Source organism: Streptomyces regalis, assembly GCF_001509475.1.
Classification (GTDB): domain Bacteria; phylum Actinomycetota; class Actinomycetes; order Streptomycetales; family Streptomycetaceae; genus Streptomyces; species Streptomyces regalis.
Genome location: NZ_LLZG01000371.1, coordinates 1 through 16,053 on the forward strand (window position 1 = coordinate 1; position 16,053 = coordinate 16,053).

Below are 16,053 nucleotides of genomic sequence, written 5' to 3' on the forward strand. Positions count from 1 at the left end.
CCACAGGGGCCACCCGCCCCCGACGACGAAAGCCGCACCGGTGGTGCGGGTGGGAAACACCTGGCCGAAGGCGAAGCCGAGGCCGGCACGCCGCGCCCCCCGGGGGGCAACCGCATCCTCGGCCTCCTGCTCGGCCTGGCCGCAGGCGACGCCGCCGGCTGGCCCGCCGCCCGCCACAGAGCCGCCCGCATGCCCGACTGGACCCGCCGCCTCACCCGCGAACTGGACACCTTCGCCGAGCAGAACGCAACCACCACCCTCCCCGTCCCCATCGCCCTCAACCAACCCCCCGAACCCCTCCGCCTGGGCCCCTCCGACGACGCGGAATGGGCTGCCTTCGCCGCAGAGGCCGTACTCCGCGCCGGAGACGACTCCGCCCTCGGCGACCTGAGCCGAGAACGCCGCACCCGAACCGCGATCGACCTGACCTGGACCGCCGTGGCCGACGAAGTCGCCGCCGCGGCGGACCGCGCCCCCGAGGTCGAGTCGGCCATCCTCCCCCTGCGCGCCCGCATCTCCGTCCGCGCCGGCCTCGGCAACCTCGCGACCGGCCTGCGCCCACCCGCCACGGGCCACGACAACCCGCACTACTTCGATGACGCCGCCTGTGTAAGGGCCTGCGTCCTCGCCGTCGCCCACCCCGGCGACCCCAAAGGCGCCGCCGACCTCGCCGAGTTCGACGCCCGCTACACCCAGGACGGCGACGGCGTGCACGGCGCGCGGGCGATGGCGGCGGCCCTCGCCCTGGCCCTGACCGGCGCGAGCACCGAGGCCTGCGTGAGAGCCGCACTCACCGAGCTCCCCGAGGAGACGGAGATCGGCCGCAACGCCCGCCACGCACTGAAGCTCGCGCAGGCCGCGGACAGCGCCTTCGCGCTCATCCCCCTCCTCGAACATCAAATCGTCGACCACGTCTACAGCTACGGCATCGCCGCCGCCGAAACGGTCCCGGTCGCCCTGGCCCTCGCGGTCGCGGCAGAAGGCCGTATCGCCGAGGCGGTCCCCGCCGCCGCGTGCCTCTCCCGGGTCGCGGACTCGGCACCGGCCCTGGCCGGCGCCCTGACCGGCGCACTCGGCGGCGGTACGGCGATCCCGGCGTCCTGGCGCGACACCTGCCGCACCCTCTCCGGCTGCGTACTCCCCCGGCTCACCGGCACCGACCTGGTGGAACTCGCCGAACTCCTGGAAGCCACGCAACCGGCCCGACCAGGAGGATGATTCGGGGCATGACGCCCAAAGCAGAAGAAAGCAGTGGACCGCGTCTCGACGAGCGGATCACCGGCGCCCTGGTCGGCGCGGCGGTCGGCGACGCCCTCGGCGGGCCGGTGGAGGGTTACTCCCCCGACCAGATCCTTCAGCGCCACGGCGGCCGCGTCCACGGAATCGTCGGCCCCTGGAACGGCGACGCGTGGCGCACCGCCCGCCCCCTCGCGCCGTACCACAAGGGCGACGGGCACGTCACCGACGACACGTTGATGACGCACGCGCTGATCCGGGTCTATGCGCGGGTCTGCGATCACCTCGACGCGTACGCGATCGCCGACCACCTGGTCCCGGACCTGATGACGACCCCGCGCTGGATCCCGGAACTGGAGTCGGAGGCCCTCCCCCTCCACCGGATCTTCCTGGCGGAGAAGTGGCTGGTGGCGCGCCTCCACTACGGCCACGTGGACCCACGAGAAGCCGGCGTCGGCAACATCGTCAACTGCGGTGCCGCGATGTACATGGCCCCGGTCGGCCTGGTCAACGCGGCCGACCCCCGAGCCGCGTACACCGAGGCCCTGGACATCGCGGGCGCCCACCAGTCGTCGTACGGCCGCGAGGCGGCGGGCGTCTTCGCGGCGGCGGTGGCCGCGGCGTGCGCTCCCGGGGCGACACCGGACTCGATCGTCACGGCCTGCCTGACGCCGGCGAAGGACGGCACGAGGGCGGCGATCGAGAAGGTCTGCGAAGCGGCGAGCCACTACACGGACTTCGAGTCGGCCCTGACCCCGCTCCGGGAGGCGGTCACCCCGTACGACACGGTGGGCCCCGACTACCGACAGCCTTCCCTCGGCGCCCGCCGCCCCTCCCGCCTGCACGCGATCGAGGAACTCCCCATCGCACTCGGCATGTTGGTCGTGGCGAACGGCGACTACCGCCAAGCGGTCCTGGGCGCGGTGAACTACGGCCGCGACTGCGACTCGATCGCCACGATGGCGGGAGCCCTGGCCGGCGCCCTGGGCTCACCGGTCCCGGAGGACTGGTCGAAGACGGTGGCGGAGGCGAGCCGCCTGGACCTCTGGGAACCGCCCCGCACCCTCACCGAGGTCACGAGGGAGATCCACGCCCGGGACGTATACCGACGCCGAGCCCACGAAGCGGCCTTCACGGAACTGGAGGGCCGAGGATGCTCCGACTGACCTGGGTCCAGCCGGAGGACCTGATCGGCCATGAGCTGCGACAGGCGGCCCTGGACGGCCGGGAACCGTCGAGGGTCGCGGAGAGGTGGCAGGCGGCCGGCGGCAGGGAGGCTCCGCTGCGGGCCGGGGCGTCGACGGAGCCGGCGTCGAGGTATCTGCGGACCCTGGCAGAGGACTTGCTGGACGAACTCGCCGACCTGCCCAGCAGGTTGGAGGAGGACGAGCCGACGGACCTGGAGAAGATCAAGTCCCTGTGCCCGAACTGGCCGAGCGATTCCCGCACCTCCACACCGCCCCCTGCACCCACCCGCTACGAAGCCGCCTGGCTGGGCCGAGCCGTCGGCTGCCTCCTCGGCAAACCCGTGGAAAAGCTCCCCCTGGAAGCCATCCGCCAACTCGCCAAAGCCACCGGCAACTGGCCCCTGACCAGCTACTTCACCGCTCGCGGCGTCCCCGAGGACCTCCTCACCGCCCACCCCTGGAACCGCCGCTCGGCCACCACCTCCCTCGCCGAAAACATCGACGGCATGCCCGAGGACGACGACCTCAACTACCCCCTCCTCAACCTCCTCCTGCTCAGCCGCCACGGCCAAACCTTCACCACCACGGACGTAGCCCACCTCTGGCTGGACGAACTCCCACCCGGCCGCACCTTCACAGCCGAACGCATCGCCCACCGCAACCTCCTCCTCGGCATCGAACCCCCGCACACGGCCCGCCACCGCAACCCCTTCCGCGAATGGATCGGCGCCCACATCCGCGCGGACGTCCACGGCTGGACCAACCCCGGCAACCCGGCCGCCGCAGCCGAACAGGCCCACCGCGACGCCACCCTCACCCACACCGCCAACGGCGTCTACGCGGCGATGTTCACGGCGGCAGTCATCGCACAGGCAGCCACAGCGACCGGCCCCCACGCCATCCACACCTGTCTGAACACCGGCCTGACGGTGATCCCCCCGGACTCCCGCCTGTCCCAGGCCATCCACCACGCCATCCAACTGGCGCAGACCCACGACGATTTCGACAGGATCGTCGACGCACTCCACGCCACCTACTCCCCCACCCACCACTGGGTCCACGCCATCCCCAACACAGCCCTGATCACCGCCGCCCTCACCCACGCCAACGGCGACTTCACCGGCTCCATCTGCCGTGCCGTATCAGGAGGTTGGGACACCGATTCCAACGGCGCGACGACGGGCAGCATCGCCGCCCTCCTCACCGGCACCCCCGCCGCCCTCCCCGACCGCTGGACGGCCCCTCTCAAGAACCGCCTCGCCACCTCCGTCGCCGACTTCAACGGCACCGGCTTCGACGCCCTGGCCCAACTCACCTACGTACTCGCCCACGACCTCCCTCACTCCCTCACCCCCTTGGAGGCCACTCGCCCATGACCGACATCGTCGTGCTCGGCAGCACGAACATGGACCTCGTCACCGACGTCGAAAAGGCCCCGCAGCGCGGCGAGACCGTGACGGGCCGGGAGTTCCGTACGATCCCCGGCGGCAAGGGCGCCAACCAGGCGATCGCGGCGGCCCGCGCGGGCGGCACCGTCATGATGATCGGCGCCGTCGGCAACGACGCCTACGGCACCCGCCTGCGCACGGCCGAGGGCCCGTCCGGCACCGCGCCCATCGTCGTGGACGACGAAGGCGGCAACGCGATCGTCGTGATCCCCGGCGCGAACGGCACACCGGACCACCTGAGCCCCGGCGACGAGGGCGTCATCGCCTCCGCCGACACGCTGCTGCTCCAGCTGGAGATCCCGCTGGCCGCCGTCCTCGCCGACGCCCAGGCGACCCACCGCCACGGCGTCCGTACGATCCTCACCCCCGCGCCCGCCCAGCCGCTCCCCCGCGAACTCCTCGCCACCATCGACCTGTTGGTCCCCAACGAACACGAGGCCACCACCCTCACCGGCCGCACCGAACCCCGCGAGGCGGCCATCGCGCTGCTCGACCAGGTCCCCGAGGCCGTCGTCACCCTGGGCGCGACCGGCAGCCTGTACGCCACCCGCGGCGCAGACCCCGTGACCGTCCCGGCGCCGAAGGTCACCGCCGTCGACTCCACCGACGCCGGCGACACCTTCGTCGACGCCCTCGCGGATGGGGGTACCCCCGCTCGAGCGAAGCCGAGAGTGGGGGAACTCGGCGAGGGACGGCCGATGCGGGAGGCCCTGGCGTGGGCGGCGGAGGCCGCGGCACTGTCGGTGCAGCGGGAGGGCGCCTCGGCGTCGATGCCGTACCGCCCCGAGATCGACGTGCGGTTCGCCTCGTGAACGCGCCCGGCACCCAGCCCCGTACCGCCCCTGCCCCTCTCCGTACCGCCGCTGCCCCTCCCCTGACCGGTCTGCGCGTCCTCGATCTCGCCACCCTCTTCGCCGGCCCTCTCGCCGCCACGATGCTCGGCGACTTCGGCGCGGAGGTCATCAAGGTCGAGCACCCCGAGAAGCCGGACCCCTCCCGCGGCCACGGCCCGTCGAAGGACGGCGTGGGCCTGTGGTGGAAGGTCCTGGGCCGCAACAAGCGCACGATCACCCTGAACCTCTCCAAGCCCGGCGGCCGCGCCACGCTCCTCCGCCTGGCCGCGACCGCGGACGTCGTCATCGAGAACTTCCGCCCGGGCACCCTGGAGAAATGGGACCTCGGCTGGCCCGAACTCTCCGCCGCCAACCCCCGCCTGGTCCTCACCCGCATCACCGGCTTCGGCCAGTTCGGCCCCTACGCCCACCGCCCCGGCTTCGGCACCCTCGCCGAGGCGATGAGCGGCTTCGCCGCGCTCACCGGCGAACCGGACGCACCCCCGACGCTCCCACCCTTCGGCCTGGCCGACTCGATCGCCGGCCTCGCGACCGCGTACGCGGTGCTGACGGCACTGGCAGCCCGCGACCGCACCGGCGAGGGCCAGGTCGTCGACATGGCGCTCATCGAGCCGATGCTGATGGCCCTCGGCCCCCAGCCGACCTGGTACGACCAACTGGGCTACGTCCAGGAACGCACCGGCAACCGCTCCGCCAACAACGCCCCGCGCAACACCTACCGCACCGCGGACGGAGGCTGGGTCGCCGTCTCCACCTCCGCCCAGTCGATCGCCGAGCGGGTGATGCACCTGGTGGGGCGCCCCGAGCTGATCGACGAACCATGGTTCGCGACAGGCGCCGACCGGGCCCGCCACGCCGACGTCCTCGACCGCGCGGTCGGCGACTGGATCGCCCGCCACACCCGCGCCGACGTCCTCGCGGCCTTCGAGAAGGCGGAGGCCGCGGTGGCCCCGATCCAGGACGTACGGGACGTGATGACGGACCCCCAGTACGCGGCCCTCGACACCATCACCACCGTCGACGACCCCGACCTGGGCCCGCTGCGCATGCAGAACGTCCTCTTCCGCCTCTCCGCCACCCCCGGCACGATCCGCTGGCCGGGCCGCCCGCACGGCGCGGACACGGACGAGATCCTCACCGATCTGGGCCTGACCCCCACCGAACTGGCGGCCCTGCGCGAGGAGGGCGCCCTGTGACGGCCTGCCCCCTCACCTGGCTGTACGCGCCGGGCGACCGGCCCCGGGTGGTGGCGAAGGCGCTCGTCTCCGGAGCGGACGTCGTCGTGATCGACCTGGAGGACGCGGTCGCCCCCGACCGCAAGGCGTACGCCCGTGAGGCCACCGCCGAACTTCTCTCCCAGCCGCAACCGGTACCCGTCCACGTCCGCGTGAACGCCCTGGACAGTCCACTGGTACCGGCGGACCTGTGGGCGGTGGCACACCTGCCGGGCGTCTCCGGCCTCCGCCTGCCGAAGGTGACATCGGCCGAGCAGATCAGCCGTATCGCGGAGACCCTCGGCAGGACACCCCCGCTGTACGCCCTCCTCGAAACAGCCGTCGGCATCGAACACGCCTACGCGATCGCCTCCGCCCATCCCTCCCTGCGCGGCATCTCCCTGGGCGAGGCGGACCTACGGGCCGACCTGGGCGCCCGAGGCGACGCCGGCCTCGACTGGTCCCGCTCCCGCGTCATCGTGGCCGCGAGGGCAGCCGGCCTGCCGCCACCGGCCCAGTCGATCCACCCGGACATCCGCGACCTGGAGGGCCTGGCGGCGTCCTGCGCCCACGGCCGCGCCCTCGGCTTCCTGGGCCGAGCGGCCATTCACCCCCGCCAGCTCCCGGTGATCGAAAGCGCCTACCTGCCCACGGAGCAGGAACTGGAACAGGCGGAAACCATCATCAAGGCAGCGGCCACAGAACACGGCGCCCAGGCCCTGCAGGACGGAACCTTCATCGACGCGGCGGTGGTGACAGCCGCCCACAGAACCCTGTCGCTGGCCCGCCGACGCTGACCCCTTCTCTTATCGCTTTCTCTTGTCGCCCCACACACGACGAGGGCGCCCGGACAATTCCGAGCGCCCTCATCACCGTAGAACCAAGCCTCACGTCTTCTTCGTGGACCCGGCCTCGTCCTTGACGTCGTCCTTCACGTCGTTCTCGGCCTCACCGTCGGAAGCCTGGTCCTCACCGTCGGAAGCCTTGTCCTCGCCGGAAGCCTCGACCTCACCGTCGGCTTCATCACCGGAGGCACCTGGCTCGACCACGGCCTCCCGGCCGGGCCGCTTCTTCGCCGACAGCACGAAGTACGTCACCGCCAGCAGGAACACGATCAGCGCGGTCCAGACGTTCAGCCGTACGCCCAGGATGTGGTGGGCATCGTCGACACGCATGTACTCGATCCACGCGCGGCCCGCGCAGTACGCGGCGACGTACAGCGCGAACGCCCGCCCGTGCCCCAGCTTGAAGCGGCGGTCGGCCCAGATCACCAGCAGGGCGACGCCGATGCACCACAGGGACTCGTAGAGGAACGTGGGGTGGTAGGTGCCGGGCACTCGCCCGTCCGTCGAGGACGTGATCTCCAGGGCCCACGGGAGGTCGGTCCGCCGGCCGTACAGCTCTTGGTTGAACCAGTTGCCCCAGCGCCCGAGCGCCTGGGCGAAGGCGATCCCGGGGGCGATGGCGTCGGCGTAGGCGGGCAGCGGGATGCCCCGGCGGCGGCAGCCGATCCACGCGCCCAGCGCGCCGAGCGCGATCGCGCCCCAGATGCCGAGGCCGCCCTCCCAGATCTTGAAGGCGTCCACCCAGTCACGGCCCTCGCTGAAGTACAGCTCGTAGTCCGTGATCACGTGGTAGAGACGTCCGCCGACGAGGCCGAAGGGCACGGCCCAGACCGCGATGTCGGCCACCGTGCCGGCCCGCCCGCCCCGGGCGATCCAGCGTTTGTTGCCGAGCCAGACGGCTACGAAGACACCGATGATGATGCAGAAGGCGTAGCCGCGCAGCGGGATGGGGCCGAGGTACAGCACTCCGCGCGACGGGCTGGGAATGTAGGCAAGTTCCATGGCAAGGTCGACGCTACCCTGCCGGGCGGCAGCGATGGCAGGCAGCCCGGCTACGGGTCCATAACGGGCAGCGCCTCGATCAGGCCCTGCGCCGCGGGAGCTTCAGCCCTTGGCGGCCTCCTCCACCATCTGCTTCAGCTTCGTCGGCGTCATCGTCTGGTCCTGGTAGATGTTCTTGTCGTTCAGCAGCACCGTCGGCGTGCCGCTGAAGCCGCCCTTCTGGAACGCCTCGTTGGACTTGTTGACCCAGCTGTTGTGCGTGCCGTCCTCGACGCACTTGCGGAAGGCGGGCGTGTCCAGGCCCTTGACCTTCTTCGCGAGCTCGAACAGCTTGCTGTTCTTGGCGAAGGCGTCGTCGATCTCCTGCGGCTGATTCCGGTACAGCACGTCGTGGTACGGCGTGAACTTCCCGGAATCCTGGGCGCAGGCCGCGGCGTTGGCGGCGTTGCGGGAGCCGGTGCCGCCCATGTTGCCGTCGATGATCGTCGCCAGGTGGTAGTCGACCTTGAGCTTGCCGGACTCCGTCAGCTCGTGGATCGTCGATCTGTACGCGTCCTCGAAGGACTTGCAGGCCGGGCAGCGGAAGTCCTCCCACACGGTGAGCGTCGACTTGGCGCTCTTCTCGCCCACCGGGATCGCGAGCCCGTCCTTGCCCTGCGCCCCCGAGGGCCCGACCACCGGCCCCGCCGAGTCACTGCCGTCGTCCTTGCCGGCGTTCGCCGCGACGACTCCGATCACCGCCGCGAGTCCCAGGACGCAGACGACGCTCGCGCCGACGATCAGCGCACGGCGCCGCTTGTCGGCGGCCTTCTGCTTCTCCCGCTCGACCGCCAGCCGCTCCCGGGCGGTCCGCTTTCCCTCACGATTCTTTTCGCTCACACCCGCAGGAACGAACCGGGGAGGCGCAACGCGCCTCCCCGGCCTCAGGTCCACCCGTTCGAGCGACTCGTACGGAATGACCTTCTTCTGAAGATGTCTCCTACGTCCGCAGGACGCCTGGAGGACGTCTCCTACGCCTGCCCGCGCACGCCCTTCGCCAAATCACCGGCGAGCGTGCGCACGGCCTCGACGCCGGCCGCGTCGTCCGGCGCGTCCAGCATCCGCTTGACGAAGGCCGAGCCGACGATCACGCCGTCGGCGAAGCCGGCGACCTCGGCGGCCTGCTCGGCGTTGGAGACGCCGAGGCCGACGCAGACGGGCAGGTCGGTGCCGGTGGCCCGGGTGCGCTCGACCAGGTCCTGGGCCTGCGCGCCCACGGACTCACGGGTGCCCGTGACGCCCATCAGCGAAGCGGCGTAGACAAAGCCGCTGCCCGCCGCGGTGATCTGCGCGAGCCGCTCGTCCTTGCTGCTGGGCGCCACGACGAAGACCGTCGCGAGCCCGTGCTTCTCGGCGTGCTCCCTCCACAGCGCCGCCTCCTGAACGGGCAGGTCGGGCAGGATGCACCCGGCGCCGCCCGCCTCGGCGAGCTCGGCGGTGAAGCGCTCGACGCCGTAGCGGTCGATGGGGTTCCAGTACGTCATGACGAGGATCGGCTTCCCGGTGGCCGCGTGGGCCTCCCGGACCGTGCGCATGACGTCCGCGATCTTGACGCCGCCGCGCAGGGCGATGTCGTCGGCGGTCTGGATGACGGGGCCGTCGAGGACGGGGTCACTGTGCGGCAGACCCACCTCCGCGACGTCCGCGCCCCCGTCGAGTGCGGCCTTGATCGCCTCGATGCCGCCGTCCACGGTCGGGAATCCGGCCGGGAGGTAGGCGATGAGGGCGGAGCGGCCCTCGGCCTTGGCGGCGGCGAGGGTGTCGGACAGCAGCTGAATGTTCCCGCTCACTTGGCGTCCCCCTCGATCTCCGCGATGTCGCTGTCGGCGTCCGCGGCGACGGTCGCGTCGGCCTCGGTGTCGTACAGGCCGAAGTAACGGGCGGCCGTGTCCATGTCCTTGTCGCCGCGCCCGGACAGGTTGACCACGATCAGCCCGTCCTTGCCCAGCTCCTTGCCGACCTCCAGGGCACCGGCGAGGGCGTGGGCGCTCTCGATGGCCGGAATGATGCCCTCGGTCTGCGACAGCAGGCGCAGCGCCTGCATCGCCGCGTCGTCGGTGACGGCGCGGTACTCGGCGCGGCCGCTGTCCTTGAGGTAGGAGTGCTCGGGGCCGATGCCGGGGTAGTCCAGGCCGGCCGAGATCGAGTACGGCTCGGTGATCTGGCCCTCCTCGTCCTGCAGGACGTAGGAGCGGGAGCCGTGCAGGATGCCGGGCTCGCCGGCGGTCAGCGTGGCCGCGTGCTCACCGGTCTCGACGCCGTGCCCGGCGGGCTCGCAGCCGATGAGGCGTACGTCCGTGTCGGGGATGAAGGCGTGGAAGAGACCGATGGCGTTGGAGCCGCCGCCGACGCAGGCGACGGCGGCGTCGGGGAGGCGGCCGGCGCGCTCCAGGAGCTGGCGGCGCGCCTCGATGCCGATCACGCGGTGGAAGTCGCGGACCATGGCGGGGAAGGGGTGCGGGCCGGCGACCGTACCGAAGAGGTAGTGGGTGTGGTCGACGTTGGCGACCCAGTCGCGGAACGCCTCGTTGATGGCGTCCTTGAGGGTGCGCGAGCCCGACTTCACGGCGATGACCTCGGCGCCGAGCATGCGCATCCGGGCCACGTTGAGGGCCTGGCGCTTGGTGTCGATCTCGCCCATGTAGATCGTGCAGTCGAGGCCGAACAGCGCGCAGGCCGTCGCCGTCGCTACGCCGTGCTGGCCGGCGCCGGTCTCGGCGATGACGCGGGTCTTGCCCATGCGCTTGGTGAGCAGGGCCTGGCCGAGCACGTTGTTGATCTTGTGGGAGCCGGTGTGGTTGAGGTCCTCGCGCTTGAGGAACACGCGGCAGCCACCCGCTTCCGCGGCGAAACGGGGGACCTCGGTGAGCGCCGACGGGCGGCCGGTGTAGTTGACCAGCAGGTCGTCGAGCTCACGGGCGAACTCGGGGTCGTGCTTGGCCTTGTCGTACTCGACGGCCACCTCGTCCACGGCGGCTACGAGGGCCTCCGGGATGAACTTGCCGCCGAACGCGCCGAAGTAGCCTTCGGCGCTCGGGATCTGACCCTCGGGGTCAGGGATGAAGAACTCGCTGGGCATGCGGAAACCTCACGGTGAGTTTGCGTTGAGTGCACTAATCGCCGTGGGGGCGGGGCTTTGTCAGTCGGCTACCGGCCGGCTGTGGCTTGTCGCGCCCACGCGGCAGAGCCGCATATCGGGCACAGTCCCGCGCCCCTAGGGGGCGCGCTGCCATCGACGGCCGTTTACCTGTCCGGGTTCGTCACCGATGACGTAGCGGACCCTCCGCCCGTGCACCCGGCGCGCAGGCGCGCGGCAGCCTCGGGGCCGGCAGCCGCGCGCGAGGCGGGCGTACGGGTCCCGGGTCGTCAGGGTGATCGGGAGAGTCATCGGGGTCAAGCCTAGCGGGTGATCAGCTTCGGCCGTGCCGCAGTGCGGGGTGCTCGCCCGCCGCCACCAGGTCGGCGACCGCTGTCTTCGGGTCCTTGCCCGTGACCAGGGACTCGCCGACCAGGACCGCGTCGGCGCCGGCGTTGGCGTACGCGATGAGGTCGTGCGGGCCCCGGACGCCGGACTCGGCGACCTTGACGAGGCCGGCGGGGATCTCGGGCGCGATGCGCTCGAACGTCCCGCGGTCGACCTCCAGGGTCTTCAGGTTCCGCGCGTTGACGCCGATGATCTTCGCGCCCGCGTCCACGGCACGCTCGACCTCGTCCTCGTCGTGCACCTCGACCAGCGGGGTCAGGCCGATGGACACGGCACGCTCGATCAGCGACTCCAGCGCCGACTGGTCCAGGGCGGCGACGATCAGCAGCACGAGGTCGGCGCCGTAGGCCCGTGCCTCCCACAGCTGGTACGACGTGACGATGAAGTCCTTGCGCAGGACCGGGATGTCCACGCGCGCGCGGACCGCCTCCAGGTCGGCCAGGGAGCCGCCGAAGCGCCGCTGTTCCGTCAGGACGGAGATGACGGCCGCGCCGCCCGCCTCGTAGTCCGCGGCGAGCCCGGCCGGGTCGGCGATCGCGGCCAGCGCGCCCTTGGAGGGGCTGGAGCGCTTGACCTCACAGATGACCTTGACGCCGTCGCCGCGGAGGGCGGCCACGCCGTCCTTGGCCGCGGGAGCCTTCGCCGCGCGCTCCTTGAGCTCGTCGAGGCTGACGCGCGCCTGCCGCTCCGCGAGGTCGGCACGGACTCCGTCGATGATCTCGTCGAGCACACTCACGCGAGCGGCCCCCTTCCAAACGGTCGGTTGTGAAAGCGGTTCAAAACCTATGGTCACTGCGATGGTATCCGGAGGAGGGCGTAGGCCTCGCATCCGGTTGACGCCGGTCCCACTACCTGGGCGTTCCCCAGTTGATCAAGGGTGCAGCCAGCCACCGAAGGGCAGGTTCCGGACAACCGTGAAGACCAGCAGCAACGCGCCCGCGGCCCACAGCTGCACTGGTCCGGGATCGATCCTGAGCGGCCGCCCGCGCGCCGCACGGACCACCCAGACGGTCCACACCACGGCGAAGAGCGCATAGCCCACCACGGCGAGCGCGTTGTCCTGGAGCGCCGCCAGGAGGTCCCCGTGGACGACCGCGTGCGCGCTGCGGAGTCCGCCGCAGCCAGGGCAGTAGATGCCGGTGTACTGCAGGAGCGGGCAGGCGGGGTAGTGGCCGGGCTCGTTCGGGTCCACGGTGCCGACGTACGCGAAGGCCCCGCCGACGGCCGCGAGCACTCCTGCCGGTCCGGCCAGACGCCCCAGCACGGCACCGGACCGGGTCGGCATCGGGTTGTCGGCGTTCACGTGTTGCATTGTGCCCTCCGAACGCGCGTGAGGGGCGCCCCCTGGCACCGCATCGGTACCGGGTCGCCCCTCCACGAAGTCGTACGACTGCTCAGCCTTCGACGGCCGCCGTCTCGCGCTCCTGCGTCATGAGCAGCGCCTTGTGAGCGTCCTTCGGCTGGCCCATGCCCATCGCGCTCATGATCCAGCCGACGACGCCGCCGAGAACCACGACGCCCATGCCGGCCCAGAAGCCCGCGGGCTGGGCCATCACCATGAAGGCGCCCGAGACGCAGAAACCGATGAAGGCGATCGTGACACCGGTCCAGGCGGCCGGGGTGTGACCGTGGCTGCTGCCCGCCATTGCTTGCTCCTCGTTGCTGTGTACGTGTTGTACGTGGTTGAGCGGACGCTCGCTGTCATTGTCCCGCACGCGTGACCATGAGGTGATCGGGGGTAGCCCTCACGGGTCACGCCGGGGACTGCAACGCCCTAAGGGGCGCGGGGCTCTGTCCGATGTGCGGCTGCCGCCGCGCGGGCGCGCCCAGCCCCCACCGGCCCGCACATTTGATCCCGGCCTCCAAGCGGAGCGCTACGCGCCGGTCGGGTCCTCGCCCCGGTCGAGGGCCTTCCAGAGCTCCTCGGGCCGGTCGGGGTCGGCCGCCGCCGGGGCCTTGCGACGCGGCCGGGGCGTGCCGCCGCGCTCGTAGCGGCCGGACATCCCGGGCCACAGCCGGCCGTAGCGCAGGGCCAGGAGCCCGGCGAGCAGGATCAGGGCCCCGCCGATGGCCGCGACGTACGGCCAGGCGGTGTGGGTGAGGGCCTGGACGGTGGCCGAGGTGTCGCCGGAGGCCTGCGCGGCCTTCTCGTCGAGCGCGGAGCTGTCGGAGGCGCCGAGCACGGCCGCGGCGACGGTGCCGGCGCCGGAGAGCGCGAGCAGGGCGGCAACCATGAAGCGGCCGGCCCGGCGGACGGCGAAGACGGCGACGAGCGCGGCGAGCCCCACTATGGCCAGGGCCGCGGGGACGCCCGTGACGTCGCTGCCCTTGGCGATCAGCGGGTACGGGCCGCCGGCCACCGTCACGGTGCCCTCCGACCAGCGCTGCCGGGTGGCAAGCAGCGCCACGGCCGCGCCGAGCGCGCCGCACAGCAGGGCAACGGCGAGACTCATACGGCCGGCCCGGGCGGAACCGGGGGCTTCGGAACGGGGGTGCGGTACGGCAGTCACGTACTCCACTATCACCCGAACCCCGAACGATCAGTCACCCGGGGTTCATATGAGAGACCCACCTGGCGCTTCACACCCACCCGCCACGCGCATCCCACACGACCGCCACCGGGACCCACGACAGGCACCAGGGCCCCGCACGACGCGCACGCAGCTTCATGTACGGCCACCACCGGGGACACACGGCAGCTACCAGGGTGCTCCGCACGAGGGACATGCGGGCTTACACACGGCCACCATCACGAATCCCCGCACGGACGCCACAGGGTTCACACCCCGACCGCCACCGCGCATCCCACGCGACCGTCTCCCGGGACACACGGCAGGCACCAGAGCACCGCCCGACGGGCACACGGCTTCCCGTACGGCCGCCACCCGGGACACACGGACAGGCAGGGTGCCGACCGGACACGCGGCCGCCACCGGGGTTCACGTACGGCCGCCACCGGCGACACATGGCAGCTACCAGGGCTCCGCACAACGGGCACGCGGGCTCACACGCGGCCACCACCACGAATCCCGCACGGAGGCGCCCGGGGTTACGCCCGGGGTTCACCCCGACCGCCACAGCGGATCCCACACGACTGCCTTCAGGGACGCACGGCAGCCCCCAGGGCCCCGCACGACGCGCACGCGGCTTCACACGCGGCCGCCACCACCGATCCCGGGATTCGCACCCGACCGCCACCGCCGGTCCCGCACGGCCGCCGGCTCGGATCCCGCACCGGGCCGCCCGGGTTCACGTGAGTCGGTTCGCCGTGTGCACCGCGCGCAGTACTGCCGCCGCCTTGTTCCGGCACTCGGTGTCCTCGGCGACCGGGTCCGAGTCGGCGACGATGCCCGCGCCCGCCTGGACGAACGCCGTGCCGTCGCGCAGCAGGGCCGTGCGGATCGCGATGGCGGTGTCGGAGTCGCCCGCGAAGTCGAGGTAGCCGACGCAGCCGCCGTACAACCCGCGGCGGGACGGCTCGAGTTCGTCGATGATCTGCATCGCGCGGGGCTTGGGGGCGCCGGAGAGGGTGCCGGCCGGGAAGCAGGCCGTCAGGACGTCGAAGGCCGTGCGGCCGGGTGCCACGCGTCCTGTCACCGTCGAGACGATGTGCATCACGTGGGAGTACCGCTCGATGGACATGAAGTCGACGACCTCGACCGAACCCGGCTCGCAGACTCGCCCCAGGTCGTTGCGGCCGAGGTCGACCAGCATGAGGTGCTCGGCGCGCTCCTTGGGGTCGGCGAGGAGTTCGTCGGCGAGGGCCTGGTCCTCCTGCGGGGTGGCGCCGCGCCAGCGGGTGCCGGCGATGGGGTGGACCATGGCCTGCCCGTCCTCGACCTTCACCAGGGCTTCCGGCGAGGAGCCGACGACGTCGAAGCCGTCGAAGCGGAACAGGTACATGTACGGGGAGGGATTGGTCGCCCGCAGCACCCGGTAGACGTCCAACGCGCTTGCCGTGCACGGCGTTTCGAAGCGCTGGGAGGGGACCACCTGGAAGGCCTCGCCGGCCCGGATGCGCTCCTTGATGTCCTCCACGGCCTCCTGGAAGTCCTCACCGCCCCAGAGCGCGGTGTACTCCGGGAGTTCGGAGGGCGGCAGGACGGCGGGCGGCTGGGCGACCGGGCGCGACAGGTCGGCCTGCATGGCGTCGAGGCGGGCGACCGCGTCCGCGTAGGCCTCGTCGACGCCGGTGTCGAGGTCGTTGTGGTTGATCGCGTTGGCGATCAGCAGGACCGAGCCCTCCCAGTGGTCCATGACGGCGAGGTCACTGGTGAGCAGCATGGTCAGTTCGGGCAGCTTGAGGTCGTCCCGCTCGCCGGGGCCGATCTTCTCCAGGCGGCGCACGATGTCGTAGCCGAGGTAGCCGACCATGCCGCCGGTGAAGGGCGGCAGGTTCAGGTCGTGGGCGAGGTCGCGCGGGGTGTGCAGGGCTTCGATGGTGGCGCGCAGGGCGGCGAGCGGGTCGCCCTCGGCGGGGAGGCCGACGGGCTGGGCGCCGAGCCAGTGGGCCTGGCCGTCCCGCTCGGTGAGGGTCGCCGCGGAGCGTACGCCCACGAACGAATAGCGGGACCAGGAACGGCCGTTCTCCGCGGACTCCAGCAGGAAGGTGCCGGAGCGCTCGGCGGCCAGCTTGCGGTAGAGCGCGACCGGGGTGTCGCCGTCGGCGAGGAGCTTGCGGGTGACCGGAATGACGCGGCGGTCGGTGGCCAGCTTGCGGAACGTCTCGAGGTCCATGGCGGCT

The 16,053-nt window shown here is 71.8% G+C and carries 16 protein-coding genes; 6 read left to right on the forward strand and 10 right to left on the reverse strand.

The features are described from left to right. From ADL12_RS35290 to ADL12_RS35315, 6 genes are all read left to right on the forward strand, one after another. Positions 1-1,218, forward strand: a 1,218-nt coding sequence (locus tag ADL12_RS35290) for an ADP-ribosylglycohydrolase family protein (RefSeq protein ID WP_062710071.1), incomplete at its 5' end; no start/stop codon positions are given. An 8-nt stretch (positions 1,219-1,226) separates the two neighbouring features. After that, positions 1,227-2,402, forward strand: coding sequence for an ADP-ribosylglycohydrolase family protein (locus ADL12_RS35295; RefSeq protein ID WP_062710075.1), 1,176 nt, complete (start codon positions 1,227-1,229; stop codon positions 2,400-2,402). Further along, positions 2,390-3,799, forward strand: coding sequence for an ADP-ribosylglycohydrolase family protein (locus ADL12_RS35300; RefSeq protein WP_062710079.1), 1,410 nt, complete (start codon positions 2,390-2,392; stop codon positions 3,797-3,799). Before ADL12_RS35295 ends, ADL12_RS35300 begins: the two co-directional genes overlap by 13 nt. Next, the gene (locus ADL12_RS35305; RefSeq protein WP_062710082.1) at positions 3,796-4,683 is read left to right on the forward strand and encodes a ribokinase; all 888 of its coding nucleotides are present in this window, start codon (positions 3,796-3,798) and stop codon (positions 4,681-4,683) included. Before ADL12_RS35300 ends, ADL12_RS35305 begins: the two co-directional genes overlap by 4 nt. Next, positions 4,680-5,921: a CaiB/BaiF CoA transferase family protein gene (locus ADL12_RS35310; protein WP_062710085.1), complete on the forward strand. Its 1,242-nt coding sequence runs from the start codon at positions 4,680-4,682 to the stop codon at positions 5,919-5,921. The genes ADL12_RS35305 and ADL12_RS35310 overlap by 4 nt, the downstream gene beginning before the upstream one ends. Beyond that, positions 5,918-6,736: an HpcH/HpaI aldolase/citrate lyase family protein gene (locus ADL12_RS35315; RefSeq protein WP_062710088.1), complete on the forward strand. Its 819-nt coding sequence runs from the start codon at positions 5,918-5,920 to the stop codon at positions 6,734-6,736. The genes ADL12_RS35310 and ADL12_RS35315 overlap by 4 nt, the downstream gene beginning before the upstream one ends. Before the next feature lie 90 nt (positions 6,737-6,826). Here the strand turns inward: ADL12_RS35315 and lgt are convergent, their stop codons facing one another. The 10 genes from lgt to ADL12_RS35360 form a co-directional block, all read right to left on the reverse strand. After that, positions 6,827-7,786, reverse strand: a complete 960-nt coding sequence (gene lgt / locus ADL12_RS35320) for a prolipoprotein diacylglyceryl transferase (RefSeq protein ID WP_079052453.1) — start codon at positions 7,784-7,786, stop codon at positions 6,827-6,829. 102 nt (positions 7,787-7,888) lie between these two features. Beyond that, on the reverse strand, positions 7,889-8,665 hold the full coding sequence (locus ADL12_RS35325; protein WP_062710094.1) for a DsbA family protein: 777 nt from the start codon (positions 8,663-8,665) through the stop codon (positions 7,889-7,891). A 131-nt stretch (positions 8,666-8,796) separates the two neighbouring features. After that, the gene (gene trpA, locus ADL12_RS35330) at positions 8,797-9,615 is read right to left on the reverse strand and encodes a tryptophan synthase subunit alpha (protein ID WP_062710097.1); all 819 of its coding nucleotides are present in this window, start codon (positions 9,613-9,615) and stop codon (positions 8,797-8,799) included. After that, positions 9,612-10,904, reverse strand: coding sequence for a tryptophan synthase subunit beta (gene trpB / locus ADL12_RS35335; RefSeq protein WP_062710101.1), 1,293 nt, complete (start codon positions 10,902-10,904; stop codon positions 9,612-9,614). The genes trpA and trpB overlap by 4 nt, the downstream gene beginning before the upstream one ends. A gap of 135 nt (positions 10,905-11,039) precedes the next feature. Further along, positions 11,040-11,213 carry a tryptophan biosynthesis modulator TrpM gene (gene trpM, locus ADL12_RS58635; protein WP_107120106.1) on the reverse strand — a complete coding sequence of 58 codons (174 nt, stop codon included), beginning with the start codon at positions 11,211-11,213 and terminating at the stop codon, positions 11,040-11,042. Between the two features lie 22 nt (positions 11,214-11,235). Next, positions 11,236-12,045 carry an indole-3-glycerol phosphate synthase TrpC gene (gene trpC / locus ADL12_RS35340; RefSeq protein ID WP_062710104.1) on the reverse strand — a complete coding sequence of 270 codons (810 nt, stop codon included), beginning with the start codon at positions 12,043-12,045 and terminating at the stop codon, positions 11,236-11,238. 135 nt (positions 12,046-12,180) lie between these two features. Then, positions 12,181-12,621, reverse strand: coding sequence for a DUF2752 domain-containing protein (locus tag ADL12_RS35345; protein ID WP_062710107.1), 441 nt, complete (start codon positions 12,619-12,621; stop codon positions 12,181-12,183). A gap of 82 nt (positions 12,622-12,703) precedes the next feature. Then, complete coding sequence (locus ADL12_RS35350; protein WP_062710110.1) at positions 12,704-12,955, reverse strand: HGxxPAAW family protein; 252 nt, start codon at positions 12,953-12,955, stop codon at positions 12,704-12,706. 228 nt (positions 12,956-13,183) lie between these two features. After that, entirely contained in the window at positions 13,184-13,828 is a 645-nt protein-coding gene (locus ADL12_RS35355; protein ID WP_062710112.1) for a TIGR02234 family membrane protein, read from the reverse strand. 730 nt (positions 13,829-14,558) lie between these two features. Next, on the reverse strand, positions 14,559-16,046 hold the full coding sequence (locus ADL12_RS35360; RefSeq protein WP_062710115.1) for an anthranilate synthase component I: 1,488 nt from the start codon (positions 16,044-16,046) through the stop codon (positions 14,559-14,561). Between the last annotated feature and the right edge of the window lie 7 nt (positions 16,047-16,053).

Excerpts from the sequence above, each read along its gene's own strand:
- lgt (WP_079052453.1), bottom strand. The coding sequence starts at position 7,786 with ATGGAACTTGCCTACATTCCCAGCCCGTCGCGCGGAGTGCTGTACCTC.
- ADL12_RS35305 (WP_062710082.1), top strand. The coding sequence starts at position 3,796 with ATGACCGACATCGTCGTGCTCGGCAGCACGAACATGGACCTCGTCACC.
- trpM (WP_107120106.1), bottom strand. The coding sequence starts at position 11,213 with ATGACTCTCCCGATCACCCTGACGACCCGGGACCCGTACGCCCGCCTC.
- trpB (WP_062710101.1), bottom strand. The coding sequence starts at position 10,904 with ATGCCCAGCGAGTTCTTCATCCCTGACCCCGAGGGTCAGATCCCGAGC.
- ADL12_RS35300 (WP_062710079.1), top strand. The coding sequence starts at position 2,390 with ATGCTCCGACTGACCTGGGTCCAGCCGGAGGACCTGATCGGCCATGAG.
- ADL12_RS35295 (WP_062710075.1), top strand. The coding sequence starts at position 1,227 with ATGACGCCCAAAGCAGAAGAAAGCAGTGGACCGCGTCTCGACGAGCGG.
- ADL12_RS35345 (WP_062710107.1), bottom strand. The coding sequence starts at position 12,621 with ATGCAACACGTGAACGCCGACAACCCGATGCCGACCCGGTCCGGTGCC.
- ADL12_RS35350 (WP_062710110.1), bottom strand. The coding sequence starts at position 12,955 with ATGGCGGGCAGCAGCCACGGTCACACCCCGGCCGCCTGGACCGGTGTC.
- ADL12_RS35360 (WP_062710115.1), bottom strand. The coding sequence starts at position 16,046 with ATGGACCTCGAGACGTTCCGCAAGCTGGCCACCGACCGCCGCGTCATT.